General features: G+C 73.1%; 14 protein-coding genes. 8 read left to right on the forward strand and 6 right to left on the reverse strand.

The genetic code is table 11. The features are described 5' to 3' along the window. Positions 1–57 precede the first annotated feature (57 nt). Together ABT014_RS09930 and ABT014_RS09935 are read left to right on the forward strand one after the other, a co-directional pair. Complete coding sequence (locus ABT014_RS09930; protein ID WP_350638188.1) at positions 58–1,269, forward strand: cytochrome P450; 1,212 nt, start codon at positions 58–60, stop codon at positions 1,267–1,269. Positions 1,270–1,281: 12 nt separating this feature from the next. Next, entirely contained in the window at positions 1,282–2,280 is a 999-nt protein-coding gene (locus ABT014_RS09935; RefSeq protein ID WP_350638189.1) for an ADP-ribosylglycohydrolase family protein, read from the forward strand. 45 nt (positions 2,281–2,325) lie between these two features. Here ABT014_RS09935 and ABT014_RS09940 read toward each other — a convergent pair whose 3' ends face one another. The 6 genes from ABT014_RS09940 to ABT014_RS09965 all read right to left on the reverse strand — a co-directional run bounded on the left by ABT014_RS09940 (position 2,326) and on the right by ABT014_RS09965 (position 10,049). After that, complete coding sequence (locus tag ABT014_RS09940; RefSeq protein WP_350638190.1) at positions 2,326–3,048, reverse strand: VWA domain-containing protein; 723 nt, start codon at positions 3,046–3,048, stop codon at positions 2,326–2,328. Continuing rightward, a complete protein-coding gene (locus ABT014_RS09945) occupies positions 3,039–4,064 on the reverse strand; it encodes an ADP-ribosylglycohydrolase family protein (RefSeq protein ID WP_350638191.1) in 1,026 nt (341 codons plus the stop codon). The genes ABT014_RS09940 and ABT014_RS09945 overlap by 10 nt, the downstream gene beginning before the upstream one ends. 70 nt (positions 4,065–4,134) lie before the next feature. Beyond that, positions 4,135–5,421: a DUF2786 domain-containing protein gene (locus ABT014_RS09950; protein ID WP_350638192.1), complete on the reverse strand. Its 1,287-nt coding sequence runs from the start codon at positions 5,419–5,421 to the stop codon at positions 4,135–4,137. A 95-nt stretch (positions 5,422–5,516) separates the two neighbouring features. Next, positions 5,517–7,490 (reverse strand): serine/threonine-protein kinase, encoded by a 1,974-nt coding sequence (locus ABT014_RS09955; RefSeq protein ID WP_350638194.1) that lies wholly within the window; start codon positions 7,488–7,490, stop codon positions 5,517–5,519. A gap of 115 nt (positions 7,491–7,605) precedes the next feature. Further along, positions 7,606–9,270, reverse strand: a complete 1,665-nt coding sequence (locus tag ABT014_RS09960; protein ID WP_350638195.1) for a transporter — start codon at positions 9,268–9,270, stop codon at positions 7,606–7,608. Next, complete coding sequence (locus tag ABT014_RS09965; protein WP_350638196.1) at positions 9,267–10,049, reverse strand: ABC transporter ATP-binding protein; 783 nt, start codon at positions 10,047–10,049, stop codon at positions 9,267–9,269. The genes ABT014_RS09960 and ABT014_RS09965 overlap by 4 nt, the downstream gene beginning before the upstream one ends. 231 nt (positions 10,050–10,280) lie before the next feature. Between ABT014_RS09965 and ABT014_RS09970 the strand changes: the two genes are divergently transcribed. The 6 genes from ABT014_RS09970 to ABT014_RS09995 all read left to right on the forward strand — a co-directional run bounded on the left by ABT014_RS09970 (position 10,281) and on the right by ABT014_RS09995 (position 17,182). Beyond that, positions 10,281–10,928: a DUF1707 and DUF4190 domain-containing protein gene (locus tag ABT014_RS09970; protein WP_350638197.1), complete on the forward strand. Its 648-nt coding sequence runs from the start codon at positions 10,281–10,283 to the stop codon at positions 10,926–10,928. Positions 10,929–11,336: 408 nt separating this feature from the next. Further along, positions 11,337–11,708, forward strand: a complete 372-nt coding sequence (gene rpsL / locus ABT014_RS09975; protein WP_014144289.1) for a 30S ribosomal protein S12 — start codon at positions 11,337–11,339, stop codon at positions 11,706–11,708. A 2-nt stretch (positions 11,709–11,710) separates the two neighbouring features. Beyond that, complete coding sequence (rpsG, locus tag ABT014_RS09980; RefSeq protein ID WP_033822197.1) at positions 11,711–12,181, forward strand: 30S ribosomal protein S7; 471 nt, start codon at positions 11,711–11,713, stop codon at positions 12,179–12,181. A gap of 39 nt (positions 12,182–12,220) precedes the next feature. Next, the gene (gene fusA, locus ABT014_RS09985; protein WP_350638198.1) at positions 12,221–14,326 is read left to right on the forward strand and encodes an elongation factor G; all 2,106 of its coding nucleotides are present in this window, start codon (positions 12,221–12,223) and stop codon (positions 14,324–14,326) included. 230 nt (positions 14,327–14,556) lie between these two features. Further along, entirely contained in the window at positions 14,557–15,750 is a 1,194-nt protein-coding gene (gene tuf / locus ABT014_RS09990) for an elongation factor Tu (RefSeq protein ID WP_350638199.1), read from the forward strand. A gap of 232 nt (positions 15,751–15,982) precedes the next feature. Next, positions 15,983–17,182, forward strand: coding sequence for an acyltransferase family protein (locus tag ABT014_RS09995; RefSeq protein WP_350638200.1), 1,200 nt, complete (start codon positions 15,983–15,985; stop codon positions 17,180–17,182). The last annotated feature ends 106 nt before the right edge of the window (positions 17,183–17,288 follow it).

The raw sequence follows: 17,288 nt of genomic DNA on the forward strand, positions 1-17,288 counted from the left end.
GATCACTTCGGTCCGGTCGGTCAATAGCATGGGCAGCCCGACGAACAGGAGTGGTCAATGGCGATCGACACCTTCGACCCGTGGTCGGCCGAGTTCGTGGCGCACCCGTACGAGGCCTACGCCCGGCTGCGCGAGCACGACCCGGTCAGCCACTACGAGCCGACCGGGCAGTGGCTGGTCGCCCGCTACGCCGACGTCAGCGCGCTGCTGCGGGACCGGCGGCTGGGCCGCACCTACACGCACCGCTACGGCCACGAGGAATTCGGCCGCCCGGCGCCCGACCCGGCGCACGAGCCGTTCCACACCCTCAACGACCACGGGCTGCTCGACCTGGAGGCCCCGGACCACACCCGGATCCGCCGGCTGGTGTCCAAGGCCTTCACCCCGCGGATGGTGGAGTCGCTGCGCCCGACGGTGGCCGGGCTGGCCGACGACCTGGTCACCGGCCTGCTCGCGGACGGCGGCGGCGACCTGATCGCCGCCGTCGCCGAGCCGCTGCCGGTCGCGGTGATCGCCGAGATGCTGGGCGTCCCGGAGTCCGACCGGCACCTGCTGCGGCCCTGGTCGGCCGACATCACCGGGATGTTCGAGCTGAACCCGTCGGCCGAGACGGCCACCCGGGCGGTGCGGGCCAGCGTGGAGTTCTCCGACTACCTGCGCGCCCTGATCCGCGAGCGGCGGGCGGCGCCCGGCCCCGACCTGATCAGCGCGCTGATCCAGGCCCAGGAGGGTACGGACGCGCTCAGCGAGCAGGAGATGGTGTCCACCTGCGTGCTGCTGCTCAACGCGGGCCACGAGGCGACCGTCAACACCACCGGGAACGGCTGGTGGGCACTGTTCCGCAACCCCGGCGAACTCGCCCGGCTGCGCGGGGCGGTGGACGAGCTGCTGCCCACCGCGGTCGAGGAGCTGATGCGCTGGGACACCCCGCTGCAGATGTTCGAGCGCTGGGTGCTGGAGGACATCGAGGTGGCCGGGACGACCATCCCGCGCGGCTCCGAGGTGGCGCTGCTGTTCGGGTCCGCCAACCGCGACCCGGCCCGCTTCGCCGACCCGGACCGGCTGGACCTCGGGCGCACCGACAACCCGCACATCACCTTCGGCGCGGGAATTCACTTCTGCCTCGGCGCCCCGCTCGCCAGGATGGAGCTGACCGAGTCGTTCGGGGCGCTGCTGCGACGGGCACCCGGGCTGCGGCTGGTCCGCGAGCCCGAGTGGCGGCCGGGCTACGTGATCCGCGGGCTGGCCGGCCTGCAGGTCGAGATCTGAGGGGAAGAGACCATGGGACGCGCGACGGGCACCCTGCTGGGCCTGGCGATCGGGGACGCGCTGGGGCACCCGACCGAATTCCTGACCTACGAGGAGATCGCCCGGTCGTGCCCGGACTGGCGGCAGCTGCCGCTGCCCGGCAAGGCCCGCGTCACCGACGACACCCAGATGACGCTGGCCCTCGCCCGGGGCCTGCGCACCGCCGCGCAGCGCGGTCCGTTGACCCCGCTGCGGGTCGAGCACCCGGTGCGGGAGGAGTTCGTGGACTGGTGGCGCTCCCCGGACAACGACCGTGCCCCCGGGATGACCTGTCTGAAGGCCTGCTTCCGGCTCAGCCGGCCCGAGCGCCGCTGGCAGGAGGCGAGCGACCTCGGCTCCAAGGGCTGCGGCGCCAACATGCGGGTCGCCCCGGTCGGGCTGCTGCCCGGCCTCACCGGCCGTCAGTTCTCCGGGGTGGCGCAGCTCCAGTCGGCGCTGACGCACGGCCACCCGACCGCGCTCGCCGCCAGTGAACTCACCGCGCTCACCGTGCGGTTGCTGGTGGCCGGCGCGGAGCCGGGCGAGCTGCCCGCCCTGCTGCGGGCGCACGCGACGGCGGCCCGCACCCGCTACGACGCGTTCTGGCTGGGCGACCTGGCGGCGCACGCGCACGACCACTCGCCCGAGGAGTTCATCGCCCGGGGCTGGGACGAGTGCCTGGTCGAGCTGGACCGGGTGGACGCCGCGCTGGCCCGGCCGGAGGTCGACGCCGACCCGTGCGAGGTCACCGGGGCGGGCTGGATCGCGGAGGAGGCCTTCGGCACCGCGCTGCTGTGCTTCCTGCTGCTGCCCGACGACCCGGTGGCGGCGGTGCGCCGGGCCGCGTACTCCTCCGGCGACTCCGACTCGCTGGCCTGCCTGGCCGGGGCGTTCGCCGGCGCCCGGCACGGCGAGGCGGCCTGGCCGCGGGAGTGGGCGGAGCGGATCGAGTACCGCGAGGAGCTCCTGGCGCTCGGCGCGCTCTGGGACTGACCGAGGCCGGGCGCGCCGTGCCCGGCCCCCTGACCGGGCGGCCGGTCAGGGGGCCGGCAGGATCCCGGCCGCGCGTGCCGCGTCGAGCCACTGCGGGTAGCCGTCCAGCAGGCGGTCGTACAGCTCGCGGTCGGGCACCGTGCCGGGGGCGCGGCTGGCCGGGAAGAAGCCCGCGTTGTCGACCGGCCGGCGCCGGGGCACCGGGAGCTCGTCCAGCCGGCGCAGGAACCCGAACTCCTGGTCGTCGGGGTCGCCGAAGCCGACGAACTGCCAGTACAGCGGGAGTTCGGCGGCCAGGCAGAGCATGTCCCGGGCCGCGGCGCGCGAGGTCGGCCCACCGTCCGTCTGGAAGATCACCAGGCCGGGGTCGACCGCGCCGGAGCGCTGGTAGTGCGCGATCACCGCCTTCATGGCCAGGTGGTAGTTGGTCCGGCCGAGGTGCCCGTACGCGGCGTGCAGCTTGCCGATCCTCCCCTGGTAGCCGGTCAGGGCGAGTTCCGCGACGCCGTCCACGCCGGTGGAGAAGAACACCACCGGCACCACGCCGTCGTCGTCCAGCCGGGTGGAGAGCGCGAGCACCTGTTCGGCGAAGCGCTGCACGGTGCCGTCGCGGTAGAACGGCCGCATCGAGCCGGAGCGGTCCAGCACCAGGTACACGGCGGCCCGGGCGCCGTCCAGGCCGGCCTTGTCCAGGCTGACCTGCGCCGACTTGGAGAGGTTCACCAGGCCGGGCGCGACGGCCGACACCTTCTCCAGGCTCAGACCCATGCCGGGTACCGCCCGTCGAGGTCCGCCGGGTCGGCGCCCGCTGCCACCGCGGCCAGGTCGTCGGCGACCTGGAGCACCGTCTCCCGGCCCTCCACCGCGCCCGTCCAGCCGGCCGGCAGCGCGGCCTCGCCGTACACCGCGCCGACCAGGTTGCCGCAGACCGCGCCGGTGGAGTCGCTGTCGCCGGAGTGGTTCACCGAGAGCAGCAGGGCCCCCCGGGCGTCGGCGCCGGCCAGCGCCGCGTACACCGCGACGGCCAGGCACTCCTCGGCGATCCAGCCCAGCCCGACCCGCTCCACCGCCTCCGCCGTCCCCGGGCCCTCGTCGGCGATCCGCCCCGCCCGCTCCAGGGCCCGCACGGTCTCCCCGCCGCGCGGGTAACCGGCGGTCTGCTCGATGGTCAGCGTCACGGCCTCCCGCAGCGGCGTCCCGGCCGCCACCCGGTCCAGCAGCGCGGCGAACGCGCCGGCGGCCAGGTACCCGGTCGGGTGTCCGTGCGTCAACTGCGCGCACTCCGCGGCCAGTTCGAACGCCCGCTGCGGCCCCAGCCGGAGCAGCCCGAACGGCGCCGAGCGCATCACCGTGCCGCAGCCCTTGGAGTGCGGGTTGATCGGGCCCTCCTGCCCGAACGGCGCGGCCGGCTCGTGGCGCGGCCACTCGATCAGACCGCTCAGGCAGGCGTTGCCCGGGGCCCGCGAGGCGTACAGGAACGGCAGGCCGAGCAGCCAGCCGTCCGGCTCCCGCTCCGGGCCGGACAACCGCTGGGTCAGCAGCCAGCGCTGGTAGGCCGCCTTCACCGCGGCCGCGGTGCCGCCGCGCAGCAGGCCCTCGGCGGTGAACAGCGTCATCTGGGTGTCGTCGGTGACCTCGGACCCGTTCAGGCCGGTCACCCCGGCGGGGCCGAACCGCTCCCTGATCAGGTCCAGCCGCTGGAACTCCACCGGCCAGCCGAGCGCGTCACCGACCGCCCCGCCCAGCAGCGACCCGCGCACCCGTTCCGTGAAACCCGTCGTCATACCCGCCCCACCCGCCCCTTGTCCGTCCATCGGTCCTGCCGTCCTGTCGTACGGGGCCCGGCGGCGCGCCTCAGCGCGCGATCGAGCCGGCCCGCCCGTGCAGCGCGGCCCGGTCCGCGGCGGCCCGCCCGGCCGCCCAGCCCTCACCATCGCTCACCCGCACCCGCTGCGAGGTGAGTTTCGGGAACATCTTGCCGACCGTGTCGTCGACCGCCGCCTCGCGCGCGGCGAGCGCCGGGAGCAGCCGCTCGTCCGGCACCAGCTGCTCCGAACTGCCGTCCTCGCGCAGGTGCCGGCCGGCCGCGGCCTGCTCCACGGTCCGCTCGGTGGCGGCCGTCAGCCGCTCCCGGATCCGCGCCGCGTACGCCACCAGGAAGGACTGCCGGAACGCCTTGGTCCGCGGCGCGCCGTCCTGGTGCTTGCGGCTGCCCGCCCGGTGCATCGCCGAGGTCGCCTGCACCAGCAGCGAGGTGTACAGCAGCTCCACCGCGTCCAGGTCGGCGTCGAAGCCGATGATCGTGCAGAAGCCGAACTCCTTGGCCCACACCACCCGCGCCCGGTTGGCCGCCGCGACGGCGTCCAGCAGCATCGCCTTCGGGCTCTCGTACGGGTTGTCCACGCCGATCCGCAGCGCCCCCGGGGCGTCCTTGCCCGGCGCCCCGGCCGCCAGCAGGGCCTCGTCGATCGAGTGCTGCGCCATCAGCTGCTGGGCCTTGGCGGTCAGCGCCTCGGCCTCCTCCGGGTACTCGGTCGACTCGGCCTTGGCCAGCAGGGCCCGGATCCGCCCGAGCATCCGCGGCTCGCCGGCCACCGGACCGCTCGCCCGCACCGGCGCCCGCCCGGGCACCGGCCCGACCGGCGCGATCGGCGGCAGGTGCGCCCAGGCCCGCAGCAGTTCGAGGACCGCGGTCGCCAGGGCGAACCGGTCCAGCCGGTGCCGGTCGGCGAACGCGCCGAGGTACTCCTCGTCGCCCGGCCACCACGCCTCGGCGGCCAGCTCGCGCAGCTGCTCCTGCCAGCGCCGGTCCAGCGTGGTCGCCGGGTGCCGGCGCCCCTCGGCCGCGATCAGGTCCACCGCCAGCGCCAGGTGCACCGGCCCGAGCGCCCGCCGCACCACCCGGACCAGGTCGGCCGGCCGCCAGCCCGCCGTCCACCGGCTGCCGACGGCCTGCTCGGCGTGCGCCAGCACCGCGCGGCTGACCTGCGGCCACTGCTCGGCGGAGGCGGCCAGCAGCGAGGCACCGCCGTCCAGCGCGTGGTCCAGCCGGTCCGCGGGCGCCGCCACCACCTGCTGCACGGCCTGCGCCAGCAGTCCTCCGGCGGCCGAGCCCTGCTCGTCCCTGCTGCGCTTGCCCACGGTCTCTTCGCCTCTGCTCGCCCGCGTACCCGGTCCCGGGCACCCCAGCCATGATGCCCGAGCGCGCCCGGGAACCCCGCGTGCCCGGTGTCGCCTCACAGCCGCAGCGTCCGCCAGCCCAGCACGATCTCCGAACCGATCGCGCCCTGCACGGCCCCCGGGCGCAGCAGGTCGAGCAGGGCCGCGCCGTCGGCCGGCCGGTCCGCCGGGGCCTTGGCCAGCGCCCGCTCGACGACCGCGGCCAGCGCCGGGTCGAGCGCCCGGACGGCGCCGAGCGCGGCCGGCTCGGGCGGCTGCTCCAGCACCTTCGGGTAGATCGCGAACAGGTTCTCGGCGGTGAACGGGCTGTTGCCGTACGCGGCCGCGACCACGCAGCAGCCCCAGGCCCAGACGTCCGCGGCGGGCCCGATCGCGCCGTCCCGGATCTGCTCGGGCGCCATGTACGCGGGGGTGCCGATGCTGCCGCCGGTGCGGGTGATCCGGGTCTGGTCGATCATCCGGGCGATGCCGAAGTCGAGCAGCTTGGGACCGTCGGTGGTCATCATGATGTTGGCCGGCTTCAGGTCGCGGTGCACCAGGCCGCGCCCGTGCAGCCCGTCCAGCGCCACCGCCAGGGCCAGGGCCAGCGCCCGCAGCGCCTCGCCGGAGCCGAAGGCGCCGTGGGCGCGCAGGTGGCTGCCGAGCGGCCGGCCGTCCAGCAGCTCCATCGCGATGTAGGGCACGCCGTCGGCGACGCCGCTGCCGAGCACCTTGGCCGTGTACGCCTCCGGCACCTGGGCCAGCACGGCGGCCTCGTTCTCGAAGCGCCGCAGCAGTTCGGCGTCGCCGAGCAGGTCCGCGTGCAGGGTCTTCAGCGCGACCTGGGTCGCCGAACCGTGCCGCCGGGCCAGGTACACCGTGCCCATGCCGCCCGCGCCGATCAGGCCCAGCAGGCGGTACGAGCCGATGGCGGCGGGCGCGCCCGGCGGCAGCGGCCCGCAGGACACCACGGGGGCCGGCCGGTCGTCCTGCGGGCCCGGATCGCGTGCGGTGGCCTCCCGCACCGGGGCGTCGCGGGCAGCGTCGCGCGCGGTCGGGTCCGGCGCGGTGGGGGCCGGTGCCGGGCCCGCCGCCGCCCGGGCCTGATCGCGCAGCGCCTGCGAGCGCGCCAGCACCATCGCCGCGATCTCCGCATCCCGGGCGTCCACCTGCGCCCGGGCCTCGGCCGCCGCGAGCCGTGCCCGGTGCTCGCGCTCCTCCTGCACCCGCCGCGTCGCCCGGGCCGCCCGGGCCTGCTCGAACCGCTCGCCGATCCCGTCGACGGTGCGCCGGGTCGCCCCCGGCGGCGCCTTGGCGGCGGCCGGGCCGCCGTCCAGCGGGGGAGGGGTGCGCACCGGCGGCGCGTGGTGCAGCGTCCGGGCCTGGAACAGCGAGCAGAGCTGCCACAGCGCCGCCGCGGCCAGCACGGCCACCGGCACCAGCGCCAGGGACAGCACCAGGGCGCCCGCCAGCAGCGGCACCAGGTAGCGCCGCACCGCAGAGTGCTCCCAGGTCCCGGAGGGCATCCGCGAGCACAGCACCAGGAACCTGGTCCGCGCCCACAGCGCCAGCCACGCCGCCGCCAGCACCAGCGCCAGCACCGCCGCCGCCGGGCCGCCCGGCGCACCGCCGGTCAGCGCCGCGAGCGCCGAGGAGGCCGGCCACGGCGGGCTCTCCCGGTACGCGGTCCAGTCCGACGGCCCCAGCAGGCCGGTCCGCTGCCGCACCCAGGCGCCGGCCAGCGCCAGCACGACCGCGCCGGCGAACACCAGCCCGGTGAGCACCGGCTCCACCGCCGACGCGATCCGGTGCGGCGGCCAGTCGGCGTTCAGCTGCCGCAGCGCGCTCTGCCGCCGGGAGGCGTCCTCGGCGTACCGGGTGCGGATCTCGCGCCGGCGCTCCCGGCCGACCAGCCGGAACCGGTGGCCGCGCTGGCTGCCGCGCAGCACCCCGAGGCCCAGCACCCGCAGCACCGCCCCCGCCACCAGCAGCGGCAGCAGCACCTGACCCCAGGCGGGGCTGTCCAGCCAGCCGTACTCGGTCAGCCTCATCGGCCGCGGCCTCCCCCGGGAGGTGGCCCAGCCCGGCCGCGTGCCCGGCTGCCGGCCCCCCAGCGAGCAGGATGATAGCGGCGCGACGGCCGCCGGGACGGGGCTTCGCCCGGGTTCAGCGCTCGGTCACCACGGCCAGGATCTCCGGCAGCCGGTCCAGCAGCCGCCCGGCGGCGAACCGCAGCCCGCCCACCGCCACCAGCGCCCCGTACACCGGGCCCGCCGGCAGCACCGTCCAGGCCGGGCCGCCGGAGTCCAGCAGCCACAGCAGCAGCCCGCCGACCGGCAGCGTCAGCACCGCCACCCCGACCATCGAGCCGAAGCTGTTCAGCAGCACCACCCCGGTCTGCCCGGGCGCCGCGCCCCGCATCGGGTTGCCGTCGGCCGGCATCGCGTACGGCGCCAGCACGCTCAGCAGCGCGCCCAGCCCGATCCCGCAGCCCAGACCAGCCAGGGTCAGCCCCAGCGCCGGTGCCAGCGAGCCCCACTGACCGGTGGCCGCGGCCAGCACCACCCCGAGCACCAGCACCAGCGGCACCGCGTACGAGAGCACCGCGTATGCCCGCCCGCGCAGCTCGTCCCGGGCCTGCGCCCGGGTGCCGAGGCTCGCCGCGACCATCCAGAACGCCGAACCGTCCATCCCGAACAGGTTCACCATCTGGAGCCCGAGCATCAGCCCGGCCAGCGCCACCACGTACACCGAGGACCAGCCCTGGACGATCGACAGCAGGCAGAACACCACCGCCATCCCGACGCTGGTGAAGATCGCGGCCTTGGCCCGCGGCTCCCGCCAGGCGTACCGCAGGTGCCGCTGCATCACCGCGCCCGGCCGCCCGTCCGGCAGCAGCCCCCAGGCCCGCGTGCTGCCCGCCCCGCGGGTGGCCACCAGGGTGGAGGCGTCCGTGGTCACCATCAGCTGCCGCAGGCTGGCGTGCCACCAGCGCAGCAGCAGCGCCAGCAGCCCGGCGGTCAGCGCCAGCTGGGCCACCGCCACCGGGTACGAGCCCTCGCCCGCGCTGCGCACCGCGTCCAGCGCCGCGACCGGCGGGATCCAGCGCAGCACCGCCGCGTACGGCTCCAGCGGCGAGAGGTCCAGCGAGGCGCCCGGCCGGCCGAAGGCGCTCTGGAAGACCAGGTTCCCGACCTGGATCAGCACCGCGAACAGCAGCCCGCCGAAGATCGCGAAGTCCTTGCCGCGCCGGCTGGACAGCAGCTGCGCGTTGCCGGCCGCGACCGCCCGGGAGAGCACCACCAGGGTCACCGCGGCCAGCGGCACGCCGACCACCGCGACCACCACGGAGCCGGCCCCGTCCGCCGCCGCCACCGCGCCGCCCGCGAGCAGCAGCAGCGACAGCACCGGCCCCGGCCCGATCAGGGCGGCCAGCACCGAACCGCGCAGCAGCGGCCCGGGCCGCAGCGGCAGCATGGTCAGCCGGGTCGGGTCGGCGCTCTCGTCGCCGGTGAACAGGAACAGCGGCACCGCGGCCCAGCCGATGGTCAGCGCGGCGGCCAGCAGCGCGGCCGCGTCCGCCGCGCCCGCGTGCCCGTGCAGCGACGCCACCGCCGCCGCCACCAGCGCGGTGAACAGCAGCCCCAGCAGCGAGCCGATCAGGTAGACCGCCCGCCGGCCGGGGCTGCGCCGCAGGCCGTTGCCGAGCAGCCGGAGCTTGAGCGAGACCAGCGCGCGCACCACCGCGCGGCCCGGCGGCACGGCGCCGCCCGCCGGTGCCGTGCCGGCCGCCGCGGCGCCGGCCGGGGCCGCGTCCGCCGCCGCGCTCACCGGGCGCCGCCGAGCCAGTCGAGCTGCCCGCCGGCGTCCGCGCGGACGCCGATCAGCTCCAGGAAGGCGGCGTGCAGCGAGCGCCCGCCGCGCACGGTGTCCAGCGGCCCCTGGGCGATCACCTGCCCGGCGCTGATCACCGCCACCCAGTCGCACAGCTGCTCCACCAGCTCCATCACGTGGCTGGAGAAGACCACCGTGGAGCCCGAGGCCGCGTACCGGCCGAGCACGCCGCGGATGGTCTGCGCGGAGACCGGGTCGACCCCCTCGAACGGCTCGTCCAGGAAGAGCACGTCGGGGTTGTGCAGCAGCGCGGCGGCCAGGCCGATCTTCTTGCGCATGCCGGTCGAGTAGTCGGCCACCAGCTTGTCGCCGGCCGCCGCCAGGTCGAGCACGGTCAGCAGGTCCTCGGCCCGCCGGTCGACCTCGGCCGCGGGCAGGCCGCGCAGCCGTCCGTTGTACTGCAGCAGCTCCCGGCCGCTGAGCCGCTCGAACATCCGCAGCCCCTCCGGCAGGATGCCGATCCGGGCCTTGGTCGCGACCGGATCGCGCCACACGTCCGCGCCGTGGATCAGCACGGTGCCCTGGTCGGGGCGCAGCAGTCCGGTGGCCATCGACAGCGTGGTCGTCTTGCCGGCCCCGTTCGGACCGACCAGACCGACGAACGAGCCGGCCGGCAGATCGAGGGTCAGGCCCGCCACGGCGGTCTGCTCGCCGAACCTCTTCCACAGGCCCTGCAGACTGACGGCGACGGACGGCGGTGCGGACGGCGCCTGCATGGGCGGTCTCTCTCCTCCTGGGACGGGTTCCGCCCCACGGGCGGCGCGGTGCCCCCACCTTCTCACCGACCGTCGGCCCGCGGCAGCCCCCACCCGGCGGGGGCCGCCGGTGCGAACCACGGCGCGGCGGCGAACTAGTTGGGCCCGCCGATCGTCCTGCATGCTGAGGGAGCGCGATCGCCGCGCGACGGGTGGGCGCACGTGCGCGCCGTGCTTGGGGAGGTGGCCCGGATGGCCGGACAGCCGTGGTGGCAGCAGCCGAAGCAGGCGCAGGCCCCGACGTACGGGCAGTTCGGTCCGCCGCCGCAGTACCCGGCGCCGTACCAGCAGCAGCCGCCGCCGGTCGTCTACCAGGCCCCCGTCCAGCCGGTCGCCTCGCAGGCCGCCCTGCAGGCCGCGATGCGCGCCTCGCACGCGGACCGGGAGCGCACCGTCGACGTGCTCAAGGCCGCCTACGCGGAGGGCCGGCTGTCCGCCGAGGAGTACTCCCAGCGCTTCGACGCCGTCCACCGCGCGCAGACGTACGGTCAGCTCAGCCAGCTGGTGGCGGACCTGCCGGCCGGGCCGATGCCGGTGCCGTTCGTCACCCCGCAGGCGCAGCCGGTGCCGCAGACCTTCCTGCCGCCGCCCCCGCCGCCGCGGCCGGCGACCAACCGGCTGGCGGTCACCTCGCTGGTGCTCGGGCTGTTCTGCCTGGTGTCGTTCGGCAGCACCGCGGTGCCCGCGGTGATCACCGGCCACCTGGCCAGGGCGCAGATCCGCAGGTCGGGCGAGGAGGGCGACGGGATGGCCGGCGCCGGCCTGGTGATCGGCTGGCTGTGCACCGCCGGATGGGGGCTGCTCCTGCTGCTCGGCGTGCTCGGCAGCGCGGTCTCCTGACGGCCGCGCCCGCCGGACGGTGTGATCCGGCCGACCCGCCCCGCCCCCGGCGTGCGGCCGGTCCGGATCTGTGGTAGTGCGGCCCGTCCCCGGGGTGCTCCGCGGGCTCCGCCCACCATGGTGGGCGCGACCTGCGACGATGCATTTGTTTTGACCGCCGCCGATGCGCTAGGTACGCTCTGACCTTGTGCCTGGGGTGTGCCCGGGTCCTTGTGCGTGCCAGCAGACCGGTCGCCGTTGCGGAGTGGTTCACCCGCTCCGCCCGCGTGGTCGCTGCACACGAGCTCATGGGATTCCGCGATTCTTCCCCCGAAGAGGCCCAACACACCCGACCGCGTGGGTCGGTGAGTGGAGGGAACACCGCAGGTTAGTTACACCCAGCCTTGGCACACAGAAAACGGAGAAACGGTGCCTACGATCCAGCAGCTGGTCCGAAAGGGCCGGCAGGACAAGGTCGAGAAGAACAAGACTCCCGCGCTGAAGGGTTCCCCGCAGCGCCGTGGGGTCTGCACGCGTGTGTACACGACCACCCCGAAGAAGCCGAACTCGGCGCTTCGTAAGGTCGCCCGTGTGCGCCTCACCAGCGGGATCGAGGTCACCGCTTACATCCCGGGCGAGGGCCACAACCTGCAGGAGCACTCCATCGTGCTGGTGCGCGGTGGTCGTGTGAAGGACCTTCCTGGTGTCCGCTACAAGATCATCCGCGGTTCCCTCGACACCCAGGGTGTCAAGAACCGCAAGCAGGCTCGCAGCCGCTACGGCGCCAAGAAGGAGAAGTAAGAATGCCTCGTAAGGGCCCCGCCCCGAAGCGCCCGGTCATCATCGACCCGGTTTACGGCTCCCCGCTGGTGACTTCGCTGGTCAACAAGATCCTGCTGCACGGCAAGCGCTCCACCGCCGAGCGGATCGTCTACGGCGCCCTCGAGGGCGTCCGTGAGAAGACCGGCGCCGACCCGGTGATCGCGCTCAAGCGCGCGCTGGAGAACGTCAAGCCGACCCTTGAGGTCAAGTCCCGCCGCGTCGGTGGCGCCACCTACCAGGTGCCGGTCGAGGTCCGCCCGGGCCGCGCCAACACCCTGGCGCTGCGCTGGCTGGTCGGTTACTCCCGCGCCCGTCGCGAGAAGACCATGACCGAGCGTCTGCTCAACGAGATCCTCGACGCCAGCAACGGCCTGGGCGCTTCCGTGAAGCGTCGCGAGGACACGCACAAGATGGCCGAGTCCAACAAGGCCTTCGCGCACTACCGCTGGTAGTCCGAACCCCGTCACTAGACAGAGAGAGAACGAGCCACCATGGCTGCAACCTCCCTTGACCTCGCCAAGGTCCGCAACATCGGGATCATGGCGCACATCGACGCGGGCAAGACCACCACCACCGAGCGGATCCTGTTCTACACCGGTGTCTCGTACAAGATCGGTGAGGTCCACGATGGCGCTGCCACCATGGACTGGATGGAGCAGGAGCAGGAGCGCGGCATCACGATCACGTCGGCCGCGACGACCTGCCACTGGACGCTCGACGACGTCGACAACACCATCAACATCATCGACACCCCGGGCCACGTCGACTTCACCGTCGAGGTGGAGCGTTCGCTGCGCGTGCTCGACGGTGGCGTGACGGTGTTCGACGGCGTCGCCGGTGTCGAGCCCCAGTCCGAGACCGTGTGGCGGCAGGCTGACCGCTACGGCGTCCCGCGCATCTGCTTCATCAACAAGCTGGACCGCACGGGCGCGGACTTCTACTTCTGCGTCCAGACCATCGTGGACCGCCTCGGCGCCACCCCGCTGGTCATGCAGCTCCCGATCGGTGCCGAGGCCGACTTCGTCGGCGTCGTCGACCTGGTCAAGATGAAGGCGCTGGTCTGGTCGCCCGAGGCGACCAAGGGCGAGATGTACGACACCGTCGACATCCCGGCCGACCTCGCCGAGAAGGCCGCCGAGTACCGCGAGGCGCTGCTGGACACCGTGTCGAACGTCAGCGACGAGGTGATGGAGCTCGCCCTCGAGGGCGAGGACATCCCCGAGGAGCTGCTGGTCGCCGCGATCCGCAAGGGCACCCTGGACTCGTCCTTCACGCCGATCTTCTGCGGCTCCGCGTTCAAGAACAAGGGCGTCCAGCCCCTGCTCGACGCGGTCGTGAAGTACCTGCCGTCGCCGCTCGACATCGAGGGCATCGAGGGCACCAAGCCGGGCAACGACGAAGAGAAGATCGTCCGCCAGGCTTCGGACGACGAGCCGCTCGCCGCGCTTGCGTTCAAGATCATGTCCGACCCGCACCTGGGCAAGCTCACCTTCGTCCGCGTCTACTCCGGGCGTCTCGAGGCCGGCACCGCCGTCCTCAACTCGGTGAAGGGCCGCAAGGAGCGCATCGGCAAGATCTACCGGATGCACGCGAACAAGCGTGAGGAGATCGACTCGGTGGGCGCCGGCGACATCGTCGCCGTCATGGGTCTCAAGCAGACCACCACCGGCGAGACCCTGTCCGACGAGAAGCAGCCGGTCATCCTGGAGTCCATGGACTTCCCGGCCCCGGTCATCCGCGTCGCGATCGAGCCGAAGTCGAAGGGCGACCAGGAGCGTCTGGGCACCGCGATCCAGCGGCTGGCCGAGGAGGACCCGTCCTTCCAGGTCAACACCGACGAGGAGACCGGCCAGACCATCATCGCGGGTATGGGCGAGCTGCACCTCGAGGTGCTGGTCGACCGTATGAAGCGTGAGTTCAAGGTCGAGGCCAACGTCGGCAAGCCGCAGGTCGCGTACCGCGAGACGATCCGCAAGGCCGTCGAGCGTATCGACTACACGCACAAGAAGCAGACCGGTGGTTCCGGCCAGTTCGCGAAGATCCAGATCGCGATCGAGCCGCTCGAGTCCGGCGAGGGCTACGAGTTCGTGAACAAGGTCACCGGTGGCCGCGTGCCGAAGGAGTACATCCCTTCGGTCGACGCCGGTTGCCAGGAGGCCATGGAGTTCGGTGTCCTCGCGGGTTACGCCCTGCAGGGTGTCCGCGTGACGCTGCTCGACGGTGCCTCGCACGACGTCGACTCCTCCGAGCTCGCGTTCAAGATCGCCGGCTCGATGGCCTTCAAGGAGGGCGCCCGCAAGGCGTCCCCCGCCCTGCTCGAGCCGATGATGGCCGTCGAGGTCACCACGCCCGAGGACTACATGGGCGATGTGATCGGCGACATCAACTCCCGCCGTGGCCAGATCCGGGCCATGGAGGAGCGTCACGGTGCTCGCGTCGTCAAGGCGCTTGTGCCGCTCTCCGAGATGTTCGGCTACGTCGGTGACCTGCGCAGCAAGACCTCTGGTCGCGCAAGCTACTCGATGCAGTTCGACTCGTACGCCGAGGTTCCGCGGAACGTGGCGGACGACATCATCGCCAAGGCCAAGGGCGAGTAAGGACCGGTTCGCACCGGTTCCCTGCTCGTGCCGGAGCCTCCCGCAATCGGGACGTTTCGGGACCCCTTAGGCTATTAGGAGGTGTACCGGGGGGATCTACCCAGATCCCCCCGGGCCCTCCGCCCCAACCCGCGGGACGGCATGGAGCGCAACCCAGCGCCCCGTACCCAACCCGATCAAAGACCAACTGACGTCGTACGGCGTACAGAACTGTCCTCAGGAGGACTGCAGTGGCGAAGGCGAAGTTCGAGCGGACGAAGCCCCACGTCAACATCGGCACCATCGGTCACATCGACCACGGTAAGACGACCCTTACCGCGGCCATCACCAAGGTGCTGCACGACGCGTACCCGGAGATCAACCCCTTCACGCCGTTCGACCAGATCGACAAGGCCCCGGAGGAGCGTCAGCGCGGTATCACCATCTCGATCGCGCACGTCGAGTACCAGACCGAGGCGCGTCACTACGCCCACGTTGACTGCCCGGGTCACGCGGACTACATCAAGAACATGATCACCGGTGCGGCCCAGATGGACGGTGCGATCCTCGTCGTCGCCGCCACCGACGGCCCGATGCCGCAGACCAAGGAGCACGTCCTCCTGGCCCGCCAGGTCGGCGTCCCCTACATCGTCGTCGCGCTGAACAAGTCCGACATGGTGGACGACGAGGAGATCCTGGAGCTCGTCGAGCTCGAGGTCCGCGAGCTCCTCTCGGAGTACGAGTTCCCGGGCGACGACCTGCCGGTCGTGCGCGTCTCGGCGCTGAAGGCGCTCGAGGGCGACGCCGAGTGGGGCCAGAAGCTCCTCGGCCTGATGGAGGCCGTGGACGAGGCCATCCCGACCCCGGCCCGTGCCGTGGACCAGCCGTTCCTGATGCCGATCGAGGACGTCTTCACGATCACCGGTCGTGGCACCGTCGTCACCGGCCGCATCGAGCGTGGTGTCCTCAAGGTCAACGAGACTGTCGACATCATCGGCATCAAGGAGACCAAGACCACCACCACGGTCACCGGCATCGAGATGTTCCGCAAGCTGCTCGACGAGGGCCAGGCGGGCGAGAACGTCGGTCTGCTCCTCCGTGGCATCAAGCGCGAGGACGTCGAGCGCGGCCAGGTCATCATCAAGCCGGGTTCGGTCACGCCGCACACCGACTTCGAGGCCCAGTCCTACATCCTGTCGAAGGACGAGGGTGGCCGTCACACCCCGTTCTTCAACAACTACCGCCCGCAGTTCTACTTCCGTACCACGGACGTGACCGGCGTCGTGACCCTCCCCGAGGGCACCGAGATGGTCATGCCGGGCGACAACACCGCCATGACGGTCGCGCTGATCCAGCCGATCGCCATGGAGGAGGGCCTGAAGTTCGCCATCCGTGAGGGTGGCCGGACCGTCGGCGCCGGCCAGGTCACCAAGATCATCAAGTAATTGACGATCTGACCTGCCCGTACCGAGCGGGTTCGCCCGCACTGTGCGGTTCGAGGGCCTCGGGTCCGTCCACCAGGACGGGCCCGAGGCCCTCGGCATGTGCGGCGCCGTTCGATACCCCGGCCCACCACGGGTTCCGCCGCAGGGGGGCAGCTAGGCTGTGCCCCTGAGCCTTCGCCCGGCGCGAGGGCCGACCGAGGCTCTCAGCCCACTCGCCGAAAGCGCTGCCGACATGACCTATGCCCCCAATGCCCCCGCCATGCCCAAGGCCTGGCTCGCACGGCGCCGGCAGGCGGCCCGCAAGGGGAAGGCCGAGGGCTCGGGTCGGCGTCCGCGGCTGTACGCGCTGGACGGGATGCGACTGCTCGCCGCGCTGAGCGTGATGTCCTTCCACTGGACCGCGTACGTCGGCATCGCGGGAGTCTGGGAGGGCGACACCCCCAAGCAGGTGCTGCCCACGCTGAACCGGGTTGCCTCCTACGGCTGGCTCGGCGTCGAGCTGTTCTTCCTCATCAGCGGCTTCGTGATCTGCATGAGCTGCTGGGGCAAGCGCTCGGGCGAGTTCTTCGTGTCCCGGGTGGTGCGGCTGTACCCCGCGTACTGGGCGGGCATCGCCCTGACCACCCTGGTGGTGCTGAACTTCAAGCAGTTCGCCCGCTGGGGCGCGGCGGACGGGCTCAACGTCAAGACGGTCCTGGGCAACCTGACGATGCTCCAGACGCCGCTCGGGATGCGGCACGTCGACGGCGTCTACTGGACCCTCTGGGTCGAGATGCGCTTCTACCTGATCTTCGCCATCGTGGTGGCGACCGGGTTGACCTACCGCAAGGTGGTCGCCTTCTGCGGGATCTGGACCATCCTGGCCGTGCTCGCCCCGCAGGCGGGCATCCCGCTGCTGACCACGCTCGCCATGCCGGACGAGTCGCCGTTCTTCATCGCCGGCATCGGCATGTTCCTGATGTACCGCTTCGGCCAGAACCTGCTGCTCTGGGGGATCGTCGGCTTCTCCTGGTTGCTGGCCCTCACCCGGTTGTCGTCGATCCAGGGCATCTACGTGAACGTGCTGGGCCACCCGCTGTCCTGGAAGGTGATGGCGGCCTGCGTCACGCTCGCCTTCGCGATGGTGCTCGCCGCCGCGCTCGGCCTGTTCAACTGGGCCAACTGGAAGTGGCTGACGGTCGCGGGCGCGCTCACCTACCCGCTGTACCTGATCCACCAGGAGGCCGGGTGGACGCTGATCCACTTCCTGCAGACCCGCGGCCTGGGCGTCCGCGCGGCGCTCGCGGTGGCGCTGGTCGCGGCCCTGACCACGGCCTGGCTGATCCACCGTCTGGTCGAACGGCCGCTCTCCAAGGTGATGAAGAAGGCACTGGACGGCTCGATGGCGACCCTGCGCAACAGGTCCGCGGAGCCGCCGCAGATCAGGGGCTGACCCCGCGGGGACGGGCGGACCGGCACCGTGGCGCGGCGCGCCCGGCCGGGCCCGCCGCCCCGCCCGGGCGGCCGCCGTGGGGCCGTCCCGCCGGGAAAGCCCCGTC

The sequence above is a fragment of the Kitasatospora sp. NPDC094015 genome (assembly GCF_040304075.1).
GTDB lineage: Bacteria > Actinomycetota > Actinomycetes > Streptomycetales > Streptomycetaceae > Kitasatospora.